The organism is Ectopseudomonas chengduensis (genome assembly GCF_900102635.1).
In the GTDB taxonomy this organism is placed as follows: Bacteria; Pseudomonadota; Gammaproteobacteria; order Pseudomonadales; family Pseudomonadaceae; genus Aquipseudomonas; species Aquipseudomonas chengduensis.
On record NZ_FMZQ01000001.1, the window covers coordinates 493,739 to 512,949 of the forward strand.

Genomic DNA, 19,211 nt, shown 5'->3' on the forward strand with positions numbered 1-19,211 from the left:
AGCCCGGAACCAGTCCGTAAGGCTCGGGATCAGGTGCTTACTTGGACTCGAAGATCACGTAGACCTTGCGGCAGGCCTCGAGTACTTCCCAGGTGCCGGAAAAACCGGCAGGAATCACGAAGCGGTCGCCGGCGCGTACGGTCTTGGCGTTGCCGTCGGCGTCACGCAGCACGGACACGCCCTGGAGAATCTCGCAGTACTCGTGCTCGGTGTAGCTCACCGTCCACTGACCCACGGCGCCTTCCCAGATGCCGGTGCTGAACTGACCACAGGGGCTGCTGTAGTGGTTGCGCACGCTTTGCTCCGGGTCGCCCTTGAGCACTTTTTCCGGCGCTGGGCGATAGTGTTCGGCGGCCGTGCCGGCCTGAGCGAAGTCGACGATCTGTTCGATGTTCATCTGGCTGTTCCATGGTGTCGGTGGCGGCAACCGCGCGACCATAGGGCCTTCGCGGGAAAGTCGTGGCAACAGTCTATGTTTAAAAAAACGAACATGACAAGGGCTTTTGCCGGTCTATGTCAAAAATATTGAAAAGCCACAGCCCTCTGGTTTAGTGTGTCAGACAGGATTTGGCCAGCGATCTGGCCTTGCAGAATTATTGACAGTGCGCGCCCTCGCGGACGCCGCTTCCACCCATTGAGAGGATGCCGGAATGACTAGCCTGACTCGTGCCGACTGGGAACAGCGTGCCAAGACCCTGACCATCGAAACCCGTGCGTTCGTACACGGTGAGTACCGCGCCGCCGAGTCTGGCGCTACCTTCGAATGCATCAGCCCGGTCGACGGCCGCCTGCTTGGCATGGTGGCCAGCTGTGACCAGGCTGACGCTGACGTGGCGGTCAAGGATGCCCGCGCCACCTTCGAATCCGGTGTGTGGTCGCGCATGGCCCCGGCCAAGCGCAAGAAGGTGATGATCCGCTTCGCCGAGCTGATCGAAGAGCATGGTCAGGAGTTGGCCCTGTTGGAAACCCTCGACATGGGCAAGCCGATCAGCGACTCGCTGAGCATCGACGTCGGCAGCGCCGCCAACGCTATCCGCTGGAGCGGCGAGGCCATCGACAAGATCTACGATGAAGTCGCCGCCACCGCCCATGACGAGCTGGGCCTGGTCACCCGCGAGCCGGTCGGAGTGGTCGCCGCCATCGTGCCGTGGAACTTCCCGCTGCTGATGACCTGCTGGAAGCTTGGCCCGGCGCTGTCCACTGGTAACTCGATCATCCTCAAACCGTCCGAGAAGTCGCCGCTGACCGGTATCCGCATCGCCCAGCTGGCCATCGAGGCCGGCATTCCGGCGGGCGTGTTCAACGTGCTGCCAGGCTTCGGCCACACCGTCGGCAAGGCCCTTGCTCTGCACATGGACGTCGACACCCTGGTGTTCACCGGTTCGACCAAGATCGCCAAGCAACTGATGATCTACGCTGGCGAGTCGAACATGAAGCGCGTCTGGCTGGAAGCAGGCGGCAAGAGCCCGAACATCGTCTTCGCTGACGCGCCGGACCTGCAGGCCGCTGCCGAAGCGGCTGCCAGCGCCATTGCCTTCAACCAGGGCGAAGTCTGCACCGCCGGTTCGCGCCTGCTGGTGGAGAACGCCATCAAGGACACCTTCGTGCCCATGGTGGTCGAGGCGATCAAGGCCTGGAAGCCGGGCAACCCGCTGGACCCGGCGACCAACGTCGGTGCACTGGTCGACACCACGCAGATGAACAATGTGCTGAGCTACATCCAGGCCGGCCATGACGACGGCGCCAAGCTGGTGGCCGGCGGCAAGCGCGTGATGGAAGAAACGGGCGGCACCTACGTCGAGCCGACCATCTTCGACGGCGTGAACAACGCCATGCGCATCGCCAAGGAAGAGATCTTCGGCCCGGTGCTGTCGGTGATTGGTTTCGATGACCAGGACGAGGCCATCGCCATCGCCAACGACACCATCTATGGCCTGGCTGCAGCGGTATGGACCAGCAACCTGTCGCGTGCCCACCTGGTCGGCAAGGCGCTGCGCGCCGGCAGCGTGTGGATCAACCAGTACGATGGCGGTGACATGACCGCGCCGTTCGGTGGCTTCAAGCAGTCCGGCAACGGCCGCGACAAGTCGCTGCACGCGTTCGACAAGTACACAGAGCTGAAGTCCACCTGGATCAAACTGTAGCGGCAGCGGGGCGATCTCCTGGTCGTCGGCCATACGGCGTTGCGTCCTCGCTTTCAATGCTCACGTACTGCAGTACGCTGCGCTTGAAAGCTCCGGGGCGCCTTGTCTGGCCTTAGGCCAGAAGATCTTTTTCGGCGCTGAATTTGGCCGGAAATCTATTTTGAAGGAGAGTCTTCTGGCTCTCCTGAGGTCCGCCCTTCGGGGCCGGCTCCCTGTGAGCCACACCTGCGGCCGGGTTTCCTTAGGGAGGTCCGGCCGTTTTGTTTGGTTATGGATCAATACCGTATGAGATCCAGCCGTTGCCACCGAGCGTGCGATGGCCTGGATTCGTAGGGTGTGCCGCGCGCACCAGCCATTTCTCACCTTGAGCAGAGGTGGGTGGTAAGCCCAGGTGCGCACGGCGCACCCTACGCCTTGCTCCAAGCCGCGCAGGCAACACAGGGTCGGAGCATTTTTTGTTTCAGAGCCACGACATAAAGGAGTCTGGCAATGCGTTGGGGCACCTATTTCGCCGTCTGTGCGGCGGTCATCAGCATCGGTCTGGCACTGGGCGTGACCATGCCGCTGGTTTCGCTGCGCCTGGAAAGCTGGGGCTACGACTCCTTCGCCATCGGCGTGATGGCGGCGACTCCGGCTGTCGGCGTGCTGCTCGGTGCGTTGCTGGCCGGGCGTCTGGCGGCGCGCTTGGGCACCACCGTGCTGATGCAGCTGTGTCTGCTGCTGGGTGCGATATCGGTGGCGGGGCTGGCGCTGGTGCAGAACTACGCGGTCTGGGTGGGGCTGCGCCTGTTCATCGGTGTGGCCCTGACCGTGGTGTTCATCCTCGGTGAAAGCTGGATCAACCAGCTGGCGGTGGAGAAGTGGCGTGGTCGCCTGGTGGCGTTGTACGGCACCGGTTATGCCCTCAGTCAGCTCAGTGGCCCGCTGCTGCTGACGGCGCTCGGTACGGCCACCGATGCCGGTTTCTGGACGGGCGTGTGCCTGCTGATCGGCGGCTCGCTGGTTCTGCTAGGGCGTACCGGCGCACCCAAGGTGGATGCGCACAGCGCTTCTGGGCGCGGCCTGCTGGTGTTCTGCCGCAAGCTGCCAGCGATTGCCTGGGCGGTGATGTTGTTCGCTGCCTTCGAAGCGATGATGCTGACCCTGCTACCGATCTACGGGCTGCGTCAGGGCTTCACTCAGGAGGTGGCGCTGTTCATGGTCAGCGTGGTGGTGGTCGGCGATGCGGTGCTGCAGCTGCCCATCGGCTGGCTGGCTGACCGCATGTCGCGGCAGTTGCTGTTCCGTGGTTGCGGCATCGTGCTGCTGGTGTCCAGCCTGGCGATTCCGCCGTTGTTGCATACGCCAGTGATCTGGCCGGTGCTGGTGGCCTTCGGTGCCAGCGCGGGCGGTCTGTTCACCCTGTCGCTGATCATGATCGGCGAGCGTTACCGCGACGACGAACTGGTGCGCGCCAATGCCCATGTCGCCCAGTTGTGGGGCCTAGGCTGCCTGATCGGGCCACTCACCACAGGTGCCGTCAGCCAGTGGCTGAGCGGCCATGCGCTGCCGCTGATGATGGCTACTGGCGCCTTCGTGTTCATCATCCTGGCGAGCAAGCGCGGGGCCTTCAGCGAGATGGAAGCGGCGCGTTCCTGAACCGGCTCAGCGCCACTGCCCGAGATCCTGCGTGTGCTGCAGGTCGGCCTCTTCGATCAGCTCGGCGATGGTCGCGCCGATCTGCTTCACCGCCGCTTCGATCGTTGTGCTGGGCGGCTCGGCGTAGTTGAGTCGGATGCAGTTACGGTACTTGCCGGCCGCCGAGAAGATGCTGCCCGGCGCGATCTGGATCTTGTGCGGCAGCAGGGCGCGGTTGAGCTTCTGGCTGTCGAAACCCTGGGGCATCTCCACCCACAGCATGAAACTACCCTGCGGGCGGCTGACCCGGGTGCCAGCCGGGAAATAGCGGCTGACCCAATCCACCATCAGGTCGCGGCTGCGCAGGTACTGCGCCCGCATGCGCCGCAGATGCGGTTCGTAGTGCCCGTCCTTGAGGAACTCGGCCAAGGCCAGCTGCGGTAGCTGCGCGGTGCTGCCGGTGCCCAGGTACTTCATGTGTACCACCTGCTCCAGATAGCGCCCTGGAGCGATCCAGCCGACGCGCAGGCCCGGCGCCAGGGTCTTGGAGAAGGAGCTGCAGAACAGTACGCGGCCGTCCTCATCGAAGGACTTGATGCTGCGCGGGCGTGGGTAGCTGTAGGCGAGCTCGGCGTAGACGTCGTCCTCGATGATGGCCACGTCGAAGCGCTGCGCCAGGGCGACCAGGGCGCGCTTGTTGGCGTCGGGCATGATGTAGCCAAGCGGGTTGTTGCAGTTGGGCGTGAGCTGGATGGCCTTGATCGGCCACTGCTCCAGGGCCATTTCCAGGGCGTCGAGGTTGATTCCGGTGAGCGGGTCGGTGGGTAATTCCAGCGCCTTCATGCCGAAGCCCTTGAGCGCCTGCATCACGCCGTGGAAGCTCGGCGAGTCGACCGCAACGATATCGCCGGGCTGGCAGATGGCGCGCACCGCCGCCGACAGCGCCTCGTGGCAACCGGTGGTGACTACCAGATCTTCGGCCTCCAGCTGGCAGCCGGAGTCGAGCATCAGCCTGGCGATCTGTTCGCGCAGGCGGATGTCACCGCGAATGCCGCCATAGGTGAGCACGTCCGGGTCCTGCCGACGCGCCTGGCGTGACAGGTTGCGCAGCAGCGGTTTCAGCGTCGGGCCGCTGATGTCCGGACGACCGCGGCCCAGCTGCAGCATGTCGTGCTGCGGTGAGCTGCTGATCAGCTCCAGCACGTGATCCCACTGCGAAACTTCCACCGGCCTCTGCGCCGCGCGACTGATCTGCGGCAGCGCGGGCATTTGTCGCCCCAGCGGTACGAAGTAGCCGGACTTCGGCCGCGGCGAGGCCAGGCCCATGTCCTCCAGGTGACGGTAGGCCTGTTGCACAGTGCTGAGGCTGACGCCGTGCTCCTGGCTCAGGCTGCGTACCGACGGCAGGCGGTCGCCGGGGCGGTACAGACCCTGCTCGATGCGGGTGCCGAGCAGTTCGGCCAGATTCAGATAGAGCGTCATGGCAGTCGTCCGGTTCGTCCAGGGTGTATTAACTGAGACCAGTACAGATCAGCGCGAAAATTCCCATTCAGGGGAAAATGTGCGGAATCTGTATGGAGTTAATAAGAGTTTTTTGGATCTGTCATGACTTTTCTTCTGACGGCATTCTGATCTCCCATGACAGAAGACAACGGGAGAACAGCCATGACCGGGTTCAGCAATACAGATTTCGTAGCACTAGGTGAGGCCGTGCGGATTACGAGGCACAAGGGCGAGGTTCGCTACTTCGGCCGCGACTGGCCGGCCTTCTGGCGGCGCCTGAACACTCGTCGCGTGCTGCTCAAGCTCAACGACCAGCAACTGCGCGACATCGGCCTCAGCCGCGCCCAGGCCGAGCGCGAGGCGAGTCGACCGTTCTGGACGTTATGAATGAGACCCTGCCAGGTTGAGACTGGGAGATCTTGATGGTTCCGCTGAACGACTTGCTGCTGTTTGCCGGTGCAGCGCTGCTGATGGTGCTGACGCCGGGCCCCAACATGATCTACCTGATCTCGCGCTCCATTTGCCAGGGGCGCAAGGCCGGCGTGATCTCGCTGCTGGGTGTCATCCTGGGCTTTGTCGTGCACATGTTTGCCGCGGCGCTGGGCATCACGGCCCTGTTTCTGGCGATTCCCGTTGCCTATGACCTGCTCAAATGGGCGGGGGCAGCCTACCTGCTTTATCTCGCCTGGCAGGCTGTCCGGCCCGGTGCACGATCACCTTTCGAAGCCCGGCAACTGCCAGCAGACCCACCCTCGCGGCTGCTGCTGATGGGGTTTCTGACCAATGTGCTGAATCCGAAGATCGCCGTGTTCTACCTGTCGATCTTCCCGCAGTTCGTATCGCCTGAGCATGGCTCGGTATTCCAGCAGAGCATCCTGCTCGGGCTGACCCAGATCAGCGTCAGCTTTACGGTCAATCTGCTCATCGCACTGTTCGCCGGCAGCCTGTCGGCGTGGCTGGTGGGCAGGCCACGCTGGCTGGTCGCGCAGCGCTACGTGATGGGCGGTGTGCTGGCCGGGTTGGCGGTGCGCCTGGTTTCCGAGCAGCGCAAGGTCACGTCCTAGCGCCCGACACGGATACATGTCGGTGCTCTGCGGTGGGGTACGCACCAGTTTTCGGGGACTGCCGTTATGGAGGCTGTAAGCCCGGATTGCATTTGAGCCTGGGTAGTGAGACGGCTTTGGTGGTTTTATGGATTGGCATTTGCTGTTGTTGTTTTCTGCGGCCTTCACGGGCGCAGTTGCCGTGCCTGGGCCGAACGTTGCGTTTGCGGTTGCGCAGGCGCTCAAGCACGGAGTCAGAGCAACGTTGCCCGGCGCATTCGGCTTTGGATTGGCGACAGCCGTCCACGCTATCGTGGTGCTGTTGGGCGTCGGTTTGCTTATCCAAGACAACCGTTGGGTGCTGACTTATTTGCGCTGGGGCGGGGGGATCTATCTTGCCTCCCTCGCGTTCGGGGCCTTCTTCACGACGTCCGGATCAAGCGACGCCAAGACGGAAATGTCGAGCCAAAGGAAGATGTTTGCCGATTCGTTTCTCGTCTCCTTGACCAACCCCAAGGGGTGGCTGGCAAGCCTGCTCATCTACCCCAGTTTCATCAGTCCATATTTTTCGTACACCATCCAGGCTGTTGCCCTGAGTCTGACGGCGATGGTCATTTCGCTGTCGATCTATGGCGGGTACATGTTTCTCGCCCACAAGGCGCGTGCGGCTTTAGACAACAAAGCCGCGCTCAACAAAGTCACTGGTGTGATTTACGCAGCGGTTGCGTTGTGTCTGGTTCTACTTCCATATTGAGCGCCCGCAATCAACGGCGCCTCATCGATCACGGCACTACAGCAGCTCTTTCAATCGATGCCAGGCCATTCCCAGTGCCAGCAGCGGCGAGCGCAGGTGTTTGCCGCCGGGGAAGGTCATGTGCGGCACCTGGGCGAACAGGTCGAAGCCGCGGCTTTCCTGGCCGGCGATGGCCTCGGCGAGCAGCTTGCCGGCCAGGTGCGTGGCGTTGACGCCGTGCCCGGCATAAGCCTGGGCGTGGAACACATTGGGCTGATCCTTGAGTCGGCCGATCTGCGGCAGGCGGTTGGCGCCGATGCCGATCATCCCGCCCCATTGGTAGTCGATGCGCACATCGGCCAGTTGCGGGAACACCTTGAGCATCTTCGGCTTCATGTAGCCAGCGATATCGGCCGGATCGCGCCCGGAATAGTGGCAGGCACCACCGAACAGTAGGCGGCGGTCAGCGGAGAGTCGGTAATAGTCGACTGTCACGCGCTGGTCGCACAGCGCCATGTTCTGCGGAATCAGTTGCCGCGCCTGCTCTTCGGAAAGTTGCTCGGTGGCGATGATGTAGCTGCCGGCCGGTAGCACCTTACCGCTGAGGGTCGGGTTGAGGCCGTTGATGTAGGCATTGCAAGCCAGCACCAGGTACTTGGCGCGCACCTGGCCATTGGCGGTGTGCACGCGCACCTCGCTGCCGTAGTCGATACGTGTCACCGGAGAGTCTTCGAACAGCTGCACGCCGAGCGATTGGGCGGCAGCGGCTTCGCCGAGCGCCAGGTTGAGCGGGTGCAGGTGGCCCGAGCCCATGTCGATCATGGCACCGTGATAGTTGTCGGAGCCGACCACTTCATGGATGCGCTCCTTCGGCACCATGCGCAGTTCGTGACGATAGCCGAGGCTTTCCAGCTCGGCCTTGTCTTCGGCGAAGCCTTCCATGTGCGCCGGCTTGTTGGCCAGGTCGCAGTAGCCCCAGGTCAGATCGCAATCGATCTGGTACTGGGCGACGCGTGCGCGCACGATCTCCACCGCCTCCAGGCCCATCAGCTTGAACTGACGCACGCCGTCCTTGCCGACCACCGATTCGAACTGTTCGACATCATGGCCAACGCCGCGAATCAGCTGCCCGCCGTTGCGCCCGCTGGCGCCCCAGCCGATCTTGCGCGCTTCCAGCAGCGCCACCGACAGGCCTTTCTGGGCCAGCTCAATGGCGGTGTTCAGGCCGCTGAAACCGCCACCGACGATGCACACGTCCACCTGCAGCTCACCGCCCAGGGGCGGGTAGGCCTGCTGGCGATTGACGCTGGCGGCGTAATAGGAAGCGGCATGCTGCGGGCTGTGGACGGGCTGGTGAACGCGGGCGTTCATGTGCGAAATCCTGATTTTGTTGTGTGGAAAATTCAACGCAGCATAAGCGCGTGATCCGTCCGGCGCCAAGAGGCCAGCGGAAAAAAGCGGGATTTCCCGCTAGGTGTCGCGGGATCGCCAAGGTCGTGCGCATCACGCTCTCGCAACAGTTCCCGGATTGCATCCGGGCTACGCCTGGTTTGCTGGGGCGCTGTAAACTGCCAACTTCGTATCAGGGCGCCCGAGCATGAGCTGCACCGACCGCAAGATCGACCACCTGCGCCGCCAGATCCCGCGCTTCGACTGTGTGCCCGGTTGCCACGATTGTTGCGGGCCGGTCACGGCTTCGTCCGAGGAGCTGGCGCGCCTGCCGGTGAAAAGCGAGGCCGAGCATGACGCGGCGCTGGCCGAGTACAACTGCGTGCACCTGGGGCCCAATGGTTGCGAGGTGTACGACCAGCGCCCGCTGATCTGCCGCCTGTTCGGCACCACACCCAATCTCCCCTGCCCACATGCCCGTGGACCGGAGCAGCCGATCGCGCCTGCGGTCGAGCGTCAGGTACACCGCCTGATCGCCACGACGCGGCAGCGGTTGGTGTAGGGGACGGCACGAGCCTCACCCTGCTGGGGAGGTGTGCTGCACCGGTCCATTGGTTTAACGACCAGCTACTTTAAGCCTGTTCTGCCCCTGTGTTTTCAGACTGTGCAGTAGAGCGTATCCAGTCCCTGACGGCGGTAATGGCCGGGTTGGCGTCATGGCGTGGCGGCCAGACCAGCCAGTAGGCATAGTCGTTGGAGATCCGCTGCTCCGGGCAGGGCATCACCAGCCGCCCGGCGCGCAGGTCTGCCGCAGCCAGAAACAGCCGTCCCAGTGCGACGCCCTGCCCATCGGCGGCGGCCTGAAGAGCGATGGCGGAATCGGTCAGGTTCAGTCCAGCTGGCACCGGTAGATCCGGGTAGCCGGCGGCACTGAACCAACGCCCCCAATTCCCTTTCGGCGTGTCGTGCAGCAGGCGATGGCGTAGCAGGTCTGGTGGTGTGCAGGAAGCGGGCAGGGCCTCGCGTAGGGCTGGGCTGCACAGCGGGGTCAGGGTTTCGGTGGCCAGCAGGGCGCTGTTCAGGCCGGGCCAGCCACCGGGGCCGGATCGCAGGCCAAGGTCGAAGCGAGTGTCCCTGCCGTCCCACAGGTCGGCTGTGGTGGTCAATTGCAGGTCAATCTCTGGGTGGGCGGCCTGAAAGGCGGGAAGGTGCGGCACCAGCCAGCGTGCGGCAAGCGACGGCAGAACGGTTACCCGCACTGGGCCATTGGCCGGGCGGCGAGCAGTGGCGCTGGCGGCAGCGATACGTTCCAGCGCCGGGGTCAGCTCAGCCAGGTAGGTGGCTCCGGTGGGTGTCAAGGCCAGCACCCGGCCACGGCGCTCGAACAGCGGTTGGCCCAGCCACTCTTCCAGCAGGCGCACCTGATGGCTGATGGCGGCCTGCGTCACCGCCAGTTCGTCGGCAGCACGGGTGAAATGCAGGTGGCGGGCGGCAGCTTCGAACGCGCGGACGGCCCCCAGTGGCGGCAGACGGCGCATGGGTCTTCCATTAGCTATATTTATCCAATGCCCGAGATTAGATCATTTCCCCGCTGCTGCAAACGCCGGTTAACTCCCTGAAATCGATTAGGAAATGGGAGGTTGTGATGTCGCCGGAGCTTGTCGCGGTTTTTCTCGGGTATGCGGTGCCGATGGTGATCAGTCCTGGGCCAGGGAACACGGTGCTGGCGCTGTCCGGGGCGCGTTTCGGGTTGAAGGGCACCGGCCCGTTCTGGCTGGGGTTTGAAATCGGCAATGTTCTGTTATGCCTGCTTTATGGGCTCGGTTTTGGGGCGCTGCTATTGCAGTACCCGCAAAGTCATAAGGTGATGCTGTGGGCGGGGGCGGCCTATGTACTGTATCTGGCCTGGGGATTCTTCCGCTCTGCCGCACCTGGCAAGAAGGCCCAGACGGTGGAGCGCATGGGGATGGTCAGCGGCATCGTTGCCGTGCTGCTGAACGTCAAGATCCACTCGATGGTGGCAGTGATGTTTGCCCAGTTCCTGCGGCCGGATCGAGCATTGGGCCCGCAGGTGGCGGTGCTGACCGGAGCTTTCCTGCTGGTGGGGATCATTTGTCACTTTCCCTGGATATATGGCGGGCAAGTGATTCTCGGACGGTTTACATCAGACCAATCCCTACGAATACAGGGCTTTGTCTTCGGTGGTTTGATGGTGGCAGTGGCGGTCTACATGGTTTTGGGTTGAGCCCCGCGTGGCCCTTCAGTCGCCGTCTTAGGCTGATGGCTCCCACGCTCTGCGTGGTAGCCCCTGCGGTGGCGCTCCGCGCCACGACTTGCCGCAGGTGGACGCAGAGCGTGGTGAGGACAACCACCCTGTAGGCGCGAGCAGAGCCCGTTCCTACAGGCTCACTCCGGCACCGGCAGGGCCAGCGATTCCTTAACCTCTTCCATGACGATATAGCTCTTCGACTCACGCACGTGCGGCAACTTGAGCAGGATGTCGCCTAGCAGCTTGCGGTAGCTGGCCATCTCGTTGATGCGCGCCTTCACCAGGTAGTCGAAGTCGCCGGATACCAGGTGGCATTCCAGCACGTGCGGAAGCTTGAGCACGGCACGGCGGAATTCCTCGAAGGTGTCGCCGGACTTGTAGTCCAGGCTGATCTCGACGAACACCAGCAGGTTGGCCTTGAGGTTCTGCGGGTTGAGGCGGGCGTGGTAGCCCATGATGATGCCCTCGCGCTCCAGGCGGCGTACGCGCTCGGTGCAGGGCGTGGTCGACAGGCCCACGCGCTCGCCCAGTTCGGTGAAGCTGATGCGCCCGTCCTCCTGCAGGATACGGAGGATGTTACGGTCGATCTTGTCCAGTTCACGACGGCTTTGATGCTGGGTTCTCATGGGGAATCCGCCTCTGCAAAACGGCTTTTTGCCAAGAATTCTCGCCAAATATAGCTGTGTATATGGTGAAAAGCACTGCACGGCTCTTCCTATACTGCGCCCATCGACAACAATGGCCTGTAACGCACGCGCCTTGGGCGCGGCGGGGAGAAAAACATGCGTGTTCTGGTTCTCGGCAGCGGTGTGATTGGTACCGCCAGTGCTTACTACCTCGCCCGTCAGGGTTTCGAGGTGGTGGTGGTCGACCGTCAGAACGGCCCGGCGCTGGAAACCAGCTTCGCCAACGCTGGCCAGGTTTCTCCGGGCTACGCTTCGCCCTGGGCCGCCCCGGGCGTGCCGCTGAAGGCCATCAAGTGGCTGCTGCAGAAACACGCGCCGCTGGCGATCAAGGCCACTGGTGACGTCGACCAGTACCTGTGGATGGCGCAGATGCTGCGCAACTGCACCGCCAGCCGCTATGCGATCAACAAGGAGCGCATGGTGCGCCTGTCCGAGTACAGCCGCGATTGCCTCGACGAGCTGCGCGCCGAGACCGGCATCGCCTACGAAGGCCGTCAGCTCGGTACCACCCAGCTGTTCCGCACCCAGGCCCAGGTCGATGCCGCTGCCAAGGACATCGCCGTGCTGGAAGCCTCCGGCGTACCCTTCGAGCTGCTCGACCGCGATGGCATCGCTCGCGTCGAGCCGGCCCTGGCTGGTGTCAAACACAAGCTGGCCGGTGCCCTGCGCCTGCCCAACGACCAGACCGGCGACTGCCAGATGTTCACCACCAAGCTGGCGGACATGGCCAAGGCGCTCGGCGTCGAGTTCCGTTTCGGCCAGAACATCCAGCGCCTGGACGCCGTGGGCGACCGTATCAACGGCGTGTGGATCGACGGCAAGCTGGAAACCGCCGACCGCTACGTGCTCGCTCTCGGCAGCTACAGCCCGCAACTGCTCAAGCCGCTGGGCGTGCGTGCGCCGGTGTATCCGCTCAAGGGTTATTCGTTGACCGTGCCTATCGTCAACGCCGACATGGCGCCGACCTCGACCATTCTCGACGAGACCTACAAGGTCGCCATCACTCGCTTCGATGGCCGTATCCGCGTCGGTGGCATGGCCGAGATCGCCGGTTTCGACCTGTCGCTCAACCCGCGTCGTCGCGAAACCCTGGAAATGATCACCGCCGACCTCTACCCGCAAGGCGGCGATCTGCAACGCGCCGATTTCTGGACCGGCCTGCGTCCGGCCACGCCTGACGGCACACCGATCGTGGGTGGCACCGCCTTCCGCAACCTGTTCCTCAACACCGGCCACGGCACCCTGGGCTGGACCATGGCCTGTGGCTCCGGTCGCCTGCTCGCCGACCTGATGGCCAACAAGCGCCCGCAGATCAGCGCCGACGGCCTGGATATCTCGCGTTACTCGCGCAAGGCGCGCGAAGTGCAAGCTGCACCGCAGCCACTGCGCACCTGATAGCCTTCGCGCTTTCGCAATTCAAGGAGCTTTAGCTTTATGTCGATTCAGCGCCTGCATGTGGCCAAACGCTACAGCGAAGTGGTGATCCACAACGGCACGATTTACCTCGCCGGCCAGTTGGCTGATGACTTCGACGGTGACATCCGCGAGCAGACCCGCCAGACCCTGGCCAACATCGACAAGATGCTGGCCGAAGGTGGCAGCGACAAGAGCAAGATTCTCTCGCTGACCATCTTCCTCAAGGACATGGCCGACTACGACGGCCTCAACGCCGAGTACGACGCCTGGGTCGCCGACGGCCATGCACCGGCCCGCGCCTGCGTCGAGGCGAAGATGTACAAGCCCGAAGTGCTGGTGGAAATGTGCGTGGTGGCTGCCGTCTGAGGCGGCCACAGCTTTTTGTTGCCTGCCATCCATGGCGGCAACCCTCCGGGCCGTCGCAAGCGACGTCAAAAAATTCTCCCGGAATTTTTTTGTGTTGGCTTTTCACCCGGCTCCCCCGCCGGGTTTTTTTTGAATGGCGACTTGTCGGCATGACCCCGGATTTCATCCGGGCTACGAAAAACCGTCGCCTCAGCGAATGATTGAGAGATAAACGACCATGCGTCCTGCCCGTGCCCTGATCGACCTCGATGCCCTGCGTCATAACTACCGCCTGGCCCGCGAACTGAGCGGCGCCCGTGCTCTGGCCGTGGTCAAGGCCGATGCCTACGGGCATGGCTCGGTGCGCTGTGCGCAGGCACTCGAAGCCGAGGCCGACGGCTTTGCCGTGGCCTGCATCGAAGAGGCGCTGGTACTGCGCGAAGCGGGCATTCGCGCGCCGATCCTGCTGCTCGAAGGCTTCTTCGAGGCTGATGAGCTGGCGCTGATCGACCAGCATGACCTGTGGTGCGTGATTCATGCGCAGTGGCAGATCGATGCGATCGAGCAGGCCCAACTGAGCAAGCCGCTGACCGCGTGGCTCAAACTCGACAGCGGCATGCACCGTGTCGGCCTGCACCCGGCCGATTATCAGCATGCCTATCGTCGCCTGCTGGCCAGCGGCAAGGTCAGCAAGATCGTGCTGATGAGCCACTTCGCCCGCGCCGACGAGCCCGAGTGCGAGCGCACGGCCGAGCAGTTGGCGGTGTTCCAGCAGGCTCGCGAAGGCCTGAGCGCCGAGGTCAGCCTGCGCAATTCGCCGGCCGTGCTTGGCTGGCCCCAGGTGCCGAGCGACTGGGTGCGCCCCGGCATCATGCTGTACGGCGCCACGCCGTTCGAACAGGCTCAGGAGCAGGCCGCGCGCCTGCAGCCGGTGATGACCCTTGAGTCGAAGGTCATCAGTGTGCGTGAACTGCCGACCGGCGAGCCGGTGGGTTATGGCGCGCGCTTCGTCGCCGAAAGGCCGACCCGCGTCGGTGTGGTCGCCATGGGCTATGCCGACGGCTATCCGCGCCACGCGCCGAGCGGCACGCCAGTGATGGTGGACGGTCAACTGACCCGCCTGATCGGCCGCGTGTCGATGGACATGCTGACCGTGGACCTGACCGATCTGCCACAGACCGGCCTTGGCAGCCATGTCGAACTATGGGGCAAGCAGGTGTTGGCCAGCGACGTGGCCATGGCGGCTGGTAGCATTCCCTATCAGATTTTCTGCAACCTGCGGCGGGTACCGCTGCTCTATCTCGGGGGCTGAGCTTGCCGTGTAGGCGAAGGGTGAACGCAAGTGTTGTAAATTCCGAACGCTATGCCATGATACGGACACTTTTCCGTCTCTTATCCCAAGGGGGATTCCAGCATTGGACGTCGGCGTTCGACTGCAATCGATTCGTAAGCTCAAAGGCCTATCCCAGCGTGAACTCGCCAAGCGGGCGGGCGTCACCAACAGCACCATTTCCATGATCGAGAAGAACAGTGTCAGCCCCTCGATCAGTTCGCTGAAAAAGGTGCTCGGCGGCATTCCCATGTCGCTGGTGGAATTCTTCTCGCTCGACATGGAGCAGGAGAACCAGACCCAGGTGGTCTATCGTGCCGCCGAACTGACCGATATCTGCAGTGGCGCCATCACCATGAAGCTGATTGGCAAGGCCCACCCGAGTCGCGCCATTTCCTTCCTCGACGAAACCTACCCGGCCGGCACCGACACCGGTGACGAAATGTACGCCCACGAAGGCGAAGAGGCTGGCATGCTGGTCGAGGGCAAGCTGGAGCTGACCGTTGGCAACGAGGTGTTCATCCTCGAACCGGGCGACAGCTATTACTTCGAAAGCAGCAAGCCGCATCGCTTCCGCAATCCGTTCGATGTACCGGCGCGGTTGATCAGTGCCACGACGCCAGCGAACTTCTGATCAATAACCCTGCGACAATATGGGTTGTTTCGGCCTGGCCTGCTTGCCGTTATACTGTCGCCCGCTCGCGAAACCGTGGCCGCGGGCGTGACTAGCCACGAAGAGGGTGTACCGTGAATCTGATGAAGAAAATGCTGGCAGTACCGGCTGCCGTATTGGCCCTGTGGGCAGTGACTGCTCAGGCCACGACCGATGAAGCTATCGCCGAGCGCCTCAAGCCTGTAGGCGAGGTGTGCATCATGGGCGAAGAGTGCAAGGGCGTCGAAACCGTCGCCGCATCCGCCGGTGGTGGTGCACGCACCGCTGACGACATCATCGCCAAGCATTGCAATGCCTGCCACGCCACCGGTGTGCTGGACGCGCCGAAGATCGGCGACACCGCTGCCTGGAAAGAGCGTGCCGACCACCAGGGCGGTCTCGACGGCATCCTGGCCAAGGCCATCTCCGGCATCAACGCCATGCCGCCGAAAGGCACCTGCGCTGATTGCTCGGACGACGAACTGCGTGAAGCGATCAAGAAGATGTCCGGTCTGTAAGACCTGTCTCTTCCCTGAAAAACCGCCCTCCGGGCGGTTTTTTCGTTTCTGGCGGCGGCATGCAACCATGCCGGTGGCTACACAGTCCAAGCTGCATTCGTCATGGATGTCGCGAGGAGCGTCAGATGCCGCACACCTGTACCCTCGAACAAGCCGTCGACCGCGTACTGAGCGAGATCGCCGGGCCGATTCATCTGGGTTTACCGCTCGGCCTGGGCAAGCCCAATCGCTGGGTCAACGCGCTGTATGCACGGGTGCGGGAGATGCCCGAGCGGCAACTGACCATCTACACCGCGCTGTGCCTGGCGCGTCCGCGTGCCGGCCAGGACTTGCAGCGGCGCTTTCTCGAACCTTTCGTCGACCGGGTCTACGGCGATTATCCCGAGCTGGATTTTCTCGCCGATCTGCACAGCGGCAACCTACCGGCCAACGTGCGCGTCGAGCAGTTCTTCTTCCAGCCCGGCAGCCTGCTCGAGTGCGAGCCGGCGCAGCAGGACTACATCAGCAGCAACTACAGCCATGTCGCCCGCGACCTCAATGCCAAGGGCCTGAATCTGGTCGCCCAACTGGTCGCCGTCGACGCCGCGCAGCCCGAGCATTTCAGCCTGAGCTGCAACCCGGACGTCACCCTCGATCTGCTGCCACTGCTGGACAAGCGCCGCAAGGCTGGCGAGACCGTGCTCAGCGTCGCTCAGATCCACAGTGATCTGCCCTACATGGCCGGCGATGCCCAGGTGTCGCGCGATACCTTCGATATCCATATCGGCGAGGACGAGTGCACCACGCTGTTCTCCACGCCGAACATGCCTGTGACCCTGCAGGATCATTGCATCGGCCTGTTCGCCAGCACCCTGGTGCGCGACGGCGGCACCCTGCAGATCGGCATTGGTGCGATGGGTGATGCCCTGGCGTCGGCGCTGATGGCCAGGCAGGACGACAATGCCCGCTACCGCGCACTGTTACAGGCGCTGCATGCTGATGAGTGGGCGGGGGAAATCGCCGCTAGTGGCGGTCTCGAACCGCTCGATCAGGGCCTCTATGGCTGCAGCGAAATGTTCGTCAACGGTTTGCTGGCACTGGCCGAGGCCGGTCTGCTGCGGCGTCGGGTCTACCCGCATCTGCGTCTGCAGCGTCTGGCCTGTAGTGGCGCGTTGGATGAAAAGGGCCGGCCACACAGCGTTCAGGCGCTGGTCGACGCGGGGCTGCCGACGAAGTTGCAGCCAAGCGATCTGGCCTGGCTGCGCGATAGCGGCATGCTGCGTGGCGAAATCCGGCTGGAGAAGGGCGAGTTACACCTGCCTGACGGTAGCCGAGTCGCGGCTGACCTGAGCGATCCTCAGGCGCAGGCTCATCTGCAGTCCTGCCTCGGCAGCGCACAGGGCGGCGTGGTGCTGCATGGCGGTTTCTTCCTCGGCCCGGAAAGCTTCTACCGGCGTCTGCGCGAGCTGGATGACAGCGAACGGCAGCGCTTTGCCATGACCGGCATCCGCTATATCAACGAGCTGTACGGTGAAGAGGAACTCAAGCGTCTGCAGCGCCGTGATGCACGCTTCATCAATACGGCTTTCACCATGACCCTGCTCGGCGCAGGCGTGGCCGATCAACTGGAGGACGGTCGGGTGCTTAGCGGCGTAGGCGGGCAATACAACTTCGTCGCCCAGGCCCATGCGCTGGAGGATGCGCGCTCGATCCTGCTGCTGCGCAGCTGGCGCGAATCAGGCGGCGAGGTGAATTCGAACATCGTCTGGGACTATGGCCACGCCACCATCCCTCGGCACCTGCGCGATATCGTGGTGACCGAATACGGCATCGCCGATCTGCGTGGCAAGACCGACGCGCAGGTGATCGAGGCGCTGCTCAAGATCAGCGATTCACGCTTCCAGAACGGGCTGATCGAGCAGGCCCAGCAGGCCGGCAAGCTGCCGGCGGATTTCCGGCTCGATGAGCGCTTCGGCAACAACTTGCCCGAACGCCTGCAGGCGCTGCGTACTGAGCATTCGCCGCTGTTCGCCGAATATCCGCTAGGCAGCGACTTCAGTACGGTGGAGCAGGATCTGGTGCGGGCGCTGAGCTGGCTCAAGAGCAAGCTGCGCCTGACCGAAATACTGGAACTGGGCAAGGCCACGCTCGAAGCGCCCGAGCCGGCCATCTACCCCGAGCATCTGCGGCGCATGAGTCTGGAGGCGCCGGATGGGGTGCGTGAAGCCCTCTACCAGCGTTTGCTGCTGGCGGGCCTGCAGGCTACCGCCGCGTCCTAAAGCGCGCGAGGCCGTGCACCGTCTTTAGTCGAGGAAACGTACCTGGCCGTTCTCCAGCGCGGCAACACGGGCCAGCGACTCGACGCGGTAGCCTTCGCTCTCCAGCAGGTTGCGGCCGTCCTGGAAGGATTTCTCGATGACGATGCCGATACCAGCAATCTGGGCGCCGGCCTGTTGGATCAGGTCGATCAGCGCCTTGGCGGCGTGGCCGTTGGCGAGGAAATCGTCGATCACCAGTACGCGGTCCGCGGCGGTCAGGTGACGGGCGGAAATGGCGATGGTGCTTTCGGTCTGCTTGGTGAAGGAGAACACCTTGGAGATCAGCAGGTCGTCCTTGAGCGTCAGCGACTGAAACTTGCGCGCGAAGATCACCGGAATGCCCAGCTCGAGGCCGGCCATCACCGCCGGAGCGATGCCCGAGGCCTCGATGGTGACGATCTTGGTGATGCCCTGGCCAGCGAAACGCTGGGCGAACTCGTGGCCGATCTCCTGCATCAGGCGCGGATCGATCTGGTGGTTGAGAAAGGCGTCCACCTTGAGTACATGCTCGGACAGCACGATGCCTTCGCTGCAAATCTTCTGTTTCAACGACTCCACGGTCGATCCTCTGGTTGAGCAGAAAAGCTGCGGATTTTCGCTCAAAATGCCCTGCATTGTGTAGTGAAACCGTAGCCTGCCCGACAGTTGTGGCCAGTTGACCGCTTGGACAGGTTGTTAGCCATTGCCAACTGTAGCCCGGATGCAATCCGGGTGTGCTCCGCTCAGGCGCTCTTACTCAGCCGCCGCAGAATATCCCTGGGAATGCCACGCGTATCCAGCGGCAGCTTGTCCGGTGCGGGCTCGATGCCCAGTTCGTAGAGCCAGTTTAGGACGTACTCGCGCAGTTGCTTGATCTCGTAGGCCTGCCACTGTTCGCGAATCGCTGGAAAGGCCTCGATCTCGTAGTCGAACGCGCGCAGCGGCCTGCGCCCGGTCAGCGCGGCGCTGAGCAGTGGGTGGGCATGCACATCGTCAAGGGTGAACAGGAAGGATTCGCGCATGGCCACCCGCTGGGGAACGTCGAGGTTGGGCACCTGGCTGTAGCGCTCGGGATCGAGTTCGATCTGCTGGCGCTCGTCGCTGTAGTGATCTTCCGCAGGCAGGGTCAGAACGCTACCACTTTCCAGATCCAGCCAGTTCTCCTGCTGCTCACGGCCATTGATCAGTTGAATCAGGGCATCGAGGTCGAGCGTGAAAGTGCGCATGGTTTCAGTCCCTGTTTCTGAACGATGTTCTCTTCTGACTGGCAAATATGAAGAGGGTGCCAGT

The 19,211-nt window shown here is 63.1% G+C and carries 20 protein-coding genes; 13 read left to right on the forward strand and 7 right to left on the reverse strand.

The features are described from left to right. Positions 1-37: 37 nt before the first annotated feature. Positions 38-397, reverse strand: a complete 360-nt coding sequence (locus tag BLS08_RS02250; protein WP_017678269.1) for a cupin domain-containing protein — start codon at positions 395-397, stop codon at positions 38-40. Between the two features lie 253 nt (positions 398-650). On the opposite strand from BLS08_RS02250, the gene BLS08_RS02255 reads away from it, so the two are divergent. Together BLS08_RS02255 and BLS08_RS02260 are read left to right on the forward strand one after the other, a co-directional pair. Then, positions 651-2,144 (forward strand): aldehyde dehydrogenase, encoded by a 1,494-nt coding sequence (locus BLS08_RS02255; protein ID WP_017678270.1) that lies wholly within the window; start codon positions 651-653, stop codon positions 2,142-2,144. A gap of 489 nt (positions 2,145-2,633) precedes the next feature. Continuing rightward, complete coding sequence (locus tag BLS08_RS02260; RefSeq protein WP_017678271.1) at positions 2,634-3,782, forward strand: MFS transporter; 1,149 nt, start codon at positions 2,634-2,636, stop codon at positions 3,780-3,782. A gap of 6 nt (positions 3,783-3,788) precedes the next feature. Here BLS08_RS02260 and BLS08_RS02265 read toward each other — a convergent pair whose 3' ends face one another. After that, positions 3,789-5,243: an aminotransferase-like domain-containing protein gene (locus BLS08_RS02265; protein WP_017678272.1), complete on the reverse strand. Its 1,455-nt coding sequence runs from the start codon at positions 5,241-5,243 to the stop codon at positions 3,789-3,791. A gap of 183 nt (positions 5,244-5,426) precedes the next feature. Between BLS08_RS02265 and BLS08_RS02270 the strand changes: the two genes are divergently transcribed. From BLS08_RS02270 to BLS08_RS02280, 3 genes are all read left to right on the forward strand, one after another. Continuing rightward, complete coding sequence (locus tag BLS08_RS02270) at positions 5,427-5,651, forward strand: DUF1127 domain-containing protein (protein ID WP_017678273.1); 225 nt, start codon at positions 5,427-5,429, stop codon at positions 5,649-5,651. Between the two features lie 35 nt (positions 5,652-5,686). Then, positions 5,687-6,328: a LysE family translocator gene (locus tag BLS08_RS02275; protein ID WP_017678274.1), complete on the forward strand. Its 642-nt coding sequence runs from the start codon at positions 5,687-5,689 to the stop codon at positions 6,326-6,328. Between the two features lie 127 nt (positions 6,329-6,455). Continuing rightward, positions 6,456-7,061: a LysE family translocator gene (locus BLS08_RS02280; RefSeq protein ID WP_026088710.1), complete on the forward strand. Its 606-nt coding sequence runs from the start codon at positions 6,456-6,458 to the stop codon at positions 7,059-7,061. Positions 7,062-7,097: 36 nt separating this feature from the next. Here BLS08_RS02280 and BLS08_RS02285 read toward each other — a convergent pair whose 3' ends face one another. Next, positions 7,098-8,411: an NAD(P)/FAD-dependent oxidoreductase gene (locus BLS08_RS02285; protein ID WP_017678276.1), complete on the reverse strand. Its 1,314-nt coding sequence runs from the start codon at positions 8,409-8,411 to the stop codon at positions 7,098-7,100. A 226-nt stretch (positions 8,412-8,637) separates the two neighbouring features. Here BLS08_RS02285 and BLS08_RS02290 point away from each other — a divergent pair, with 226 nt between their 5' ends. Beyond that, a complete protein-coding gene (locus BLS08_RS02290; RefSeq protein ID WP_017678277.1) occupies positions 8,638-8,991 on the forward strand; it encodes a YkgJ family cysteine cluster protein in 354 nt (117 codons plus the stop codon). Positions 8,992-9,061: 70 nt separating this feature from the next. Here the strand turns inward: BLS08_RS02290 and gcvA are convergent, their stop codons facing one another. Beyond that, positions 9,062-9,967 (reverse strand): transcriptional regulator GcvA, encoded by a 906-nt coding sequence (gcvA, locus tag BLS08_RS02295; protein ID WP_017678278.1) that lies wholly within the window; start codon positions 9,965-9,967, stop codon positions 9,062-9,064. A gap of 107 nt (positions 9,968-10,074) precedes the next feature. On the opposite strand from gcvA, the gene BLS08_RS02300 reads away from it, so the two are divergent. Continuing rightward, a complete protein-coding gene (locus BLS08_RS02300; RefSeq protein ID WP_017678279.1) occupies positions 10,075-10,674 on the forward strand; it encodes a LysE family translocator in 600 nt (199 codons plus the stop codon). A 161-nt stretch (positions 10,675-10,835) separates the two neighbouring features. On the opposite strand, the gene dadR is transcribed toward BLS08_RS02300, so the two are convergent. Continuing rightward, entirely contained in the window at positions 10,836-11,324 is a 489-nt protein-coding gene (gene dadR / locus BLS08_RS02305; protein ID WP_017678280.1) for a transcriptional regulator DadR, read from the reverse strand. Positions 11,325-11,480: 156 nt separating this feature from the next. On the opposite strand from dadR, the gene dadA reads away from it, so the two are divergent. The 6 genes from dadA to BLS08_RS02335 all read left to right on the forward strand — a co-directional run bounded on the left by dadA (position 11,481) and on the right by BLS08_RS02335 (position 17,903). Further along, positions 11,481-12,779 (forward strand): D-amino acid dehydrogenase, encoded by a 1,299-nt coding sequence (gene dadA / locus BLS08_RS02310; protein WP_017678281.1) that lies wholly within the window; start codon positions 11,481-11,483, stop codon positions 12,777-12,779. A gap of 39 nt (positions 12,780-12,818) precedes the next feature. Further along, entirely contained in the window at positions 12,819-13,166 is a 348-nt protein-coding gene (locus BLS08_RS02315) for a RidA family protein (protein WP_013713456.1), read from the forward strand. Positions 13,167-13,383: 217 nt separating this feature from the next. Continuing rightward, positions 13,384-14,457: an alanine racemase gene (gene alr, locus BLS08_RS02320; protein ID WP_017678282.1), complete on the forward strand. Its 1,074-nt coding sequence runs from the start codon at positions 13,384-13,386 to the stop codon at positions 14,455-14,457. A 103-nt stretch (positions 14,458-14,560) separates the two neighbouring features. Further along, complete coding sequence (locus tag BLS08_RS02325) at positions 14,561-15,109, forward strand: cupin domain-containing protein (protein ID WP_004423167.1); 549 nt, start codon at positions 14,561-14,563, stop codon at positions 15,107-15,109. 113 nt (positions 15,110-15,222) lie between these two features. Further along, positions 15,223-15,645 (forward strand): c-type cytochrome, encoded by a 423-nt coding sequence (locus BLS08_RS02330; RefSeq protein WP_017678283.1) that lies wholly within the window; start codon positions 15,223-15,225, stop codon positions 15,643-15,645. 125 nt (positions 15,646-15,770) lie between these two features. Next, the gene (locus tag BLS08_RS02335; protein WP_017678284.1) at positions 15,771-17,903 is read left to right on the forward strand and encodes an acetyl-CoA hydrolase/transferase C-terminal domain-containing protein; all 2,133 of its coding nucleotides are present in this window, start codon (positions 15,771-15,773) and stop codon (positions 17,901-17,903) included. A 24-nt stretch (positions 17,904-17,927) separates the two neighbouring features. Here the strand turns inward: BLS08_RS02335 and BLS08_RS02340 are convergent, their stop codons facing one another. Together BLS08_RS02340 and BLS08_RS02345 are read right to left on the reverse strand one after the other, a co-directional pair. After that, on the reverse strand, positions 17,928-18,500 hold the full coding sequence (locus BLS08_RS02340; RefSeq protein ID WP_017678285.1) for a xanthine phosphoribosyltransferase: 573 nt from the start codon (positions 18,498-18,500) through the stop codon (positions 17,928-17,930). Between the two features lie 164 nt (positions 18,501-18,664). After that, positions 18,665-19,147 carry a UPF0158 family protein gene (locus BLS08_RS02345; protein WP_017678286.1) on the reverse strand — a complete coding sequence of 161 codons (483 nt, stop codon included), beginning with the start codon at positions 19,145-19,147 and terminating at the stop codon, positions 18,665-18,667. Between the last annotated feature and the right edge of the window lie 64 nt (positions 19,148-19,211).

What these genes read in the sequence shown, in the direction of transcription:
- BLS08_RS02250 (WP_017678269.1), bottom strand. Translation starts at nt 397, where the DNA reads ATGAACATCGAACAGATCGTCGACTTCGCTCAGGCCGGCACGGCCGCC.
- BLS08_RS02255 (WP_017678270.1), top strand. Translation starts at nt 651, where the DNA reads ATGACTAGCCTGACTCGTGCCGACTGGGAACAGCGTGCCAAGACCCTG.
- BLS08_RS02260 (WP_017678271.1), top strand. Translation starts at nt 2,634, where the DNA reads ATGCGTTGGGGCACCTATTTCGCCGTCTGTGCGGCGGTCATCAGCATC.
- BLS08_RS02265 (WP_017678272.1), bottom strand. Translation starts at nt 5,243, where the DNA reads ATGACGCTCTATCTGAATCTGGCCGAACTGCTCGGCACCCGCATCGAG.
- BLS08_RS02270 (WP_017678273.1), top strand. Translation starts at nt 5,427, where the DNA reads ATGACCGGGTTCAGCAATACAGATTTCGTAGCACTAGGTGAGGCCGTG.
- BLS08_RS02275 (WP_017678274.1), top strand. Translation starts at nt 5,687, where the DNA reads ATGGTTCCGCTGAACGACTTGCTGCTGTTTGCCGGTGCAGCGCTGCTG.
- BLS08_RS02280 (WP_026088710.1), top strand. Translation starts at nt 6,456, where the DNA reads ATGGATTGGCATTTGCTGTTGTTGTTTTCTGCGGCCTTCACGGGCGCA.
- BLS08_RS02285 (WP_017678276.1), bottom strand. Translation starts at nt 8,411, where the DNA reads ATGAACGCCCGCGTTCACCAGCCCGTCCACAGCCCGCAGCATGCCGCT.
- BLS08_RS02290 (WP_017678277.1), top strand. Translation starts at nt 8,638, where the DNA reads ATGAGCTGCACCGACCGCAAGATCGACCACCTGCGCCGCCAGATCCCG.
- gcvA (WP_017678278.1), bottom strand. Translation starts at nt 9,967, where the DNA reads ATGCGCCGTCTGCCGCCACTGGGGGCCGTCCGCGCGTTCGAAGCTGCC.
- BLS08_RS02300 (WP_017678279.1), top strand. Translation starts at nt 10,075, where the DNA reads ATGTCGCCGGAGCTTGTCGCGGTTTTTCTCGGGTATGCGGTGCCGATG.
- dadR (WP_017678280.1), bottom strand. Translation starts at nt 11,324, where the DNA reads ATGAGAACCCAGCATCAAAGCCGTCGTGAACTGGACAAGATCGACCGT.
- dadA (WP_017678281.1), top strand. Translation starts at nt 11,481, where the DNA reads ATGCGTGTTCTGGTTCTCGGCAGCGGTGTGATTGGTACCGCCAGTGCT.
- BLS08_RS02315 (WP_013713456.1), top strand. Translation starts at nt 12,819, where the DNA reads ATGTCGATTCAGCGCCTGCATGTGGCCAAACGCTACAGCGAAGTGGTG.
- alr (WP_017678282.1), top strand. Translation starts at nt 13,384, where the DNA reads ATGCGTCCTGCCCGTGCCCTGATCGACCTCGATGCCCTGCGTCATAAC.
- BLS08_RS02335 (WP_017678284.1), top strand. Translation starts at nt 15,771, where the DNA reads ATGCCGCACACCTGTACCCTCGAACAAGCCGTCGACCGCGTACTGAGC.
- BLS08_RS02345 (WP_017678286.1), bottom strand. Translation starts at nt 19,147, where the DNA reads ATGCGCACTTTCACGCTCGACCTCGATGCCCTGATTCAACTGATCAAT.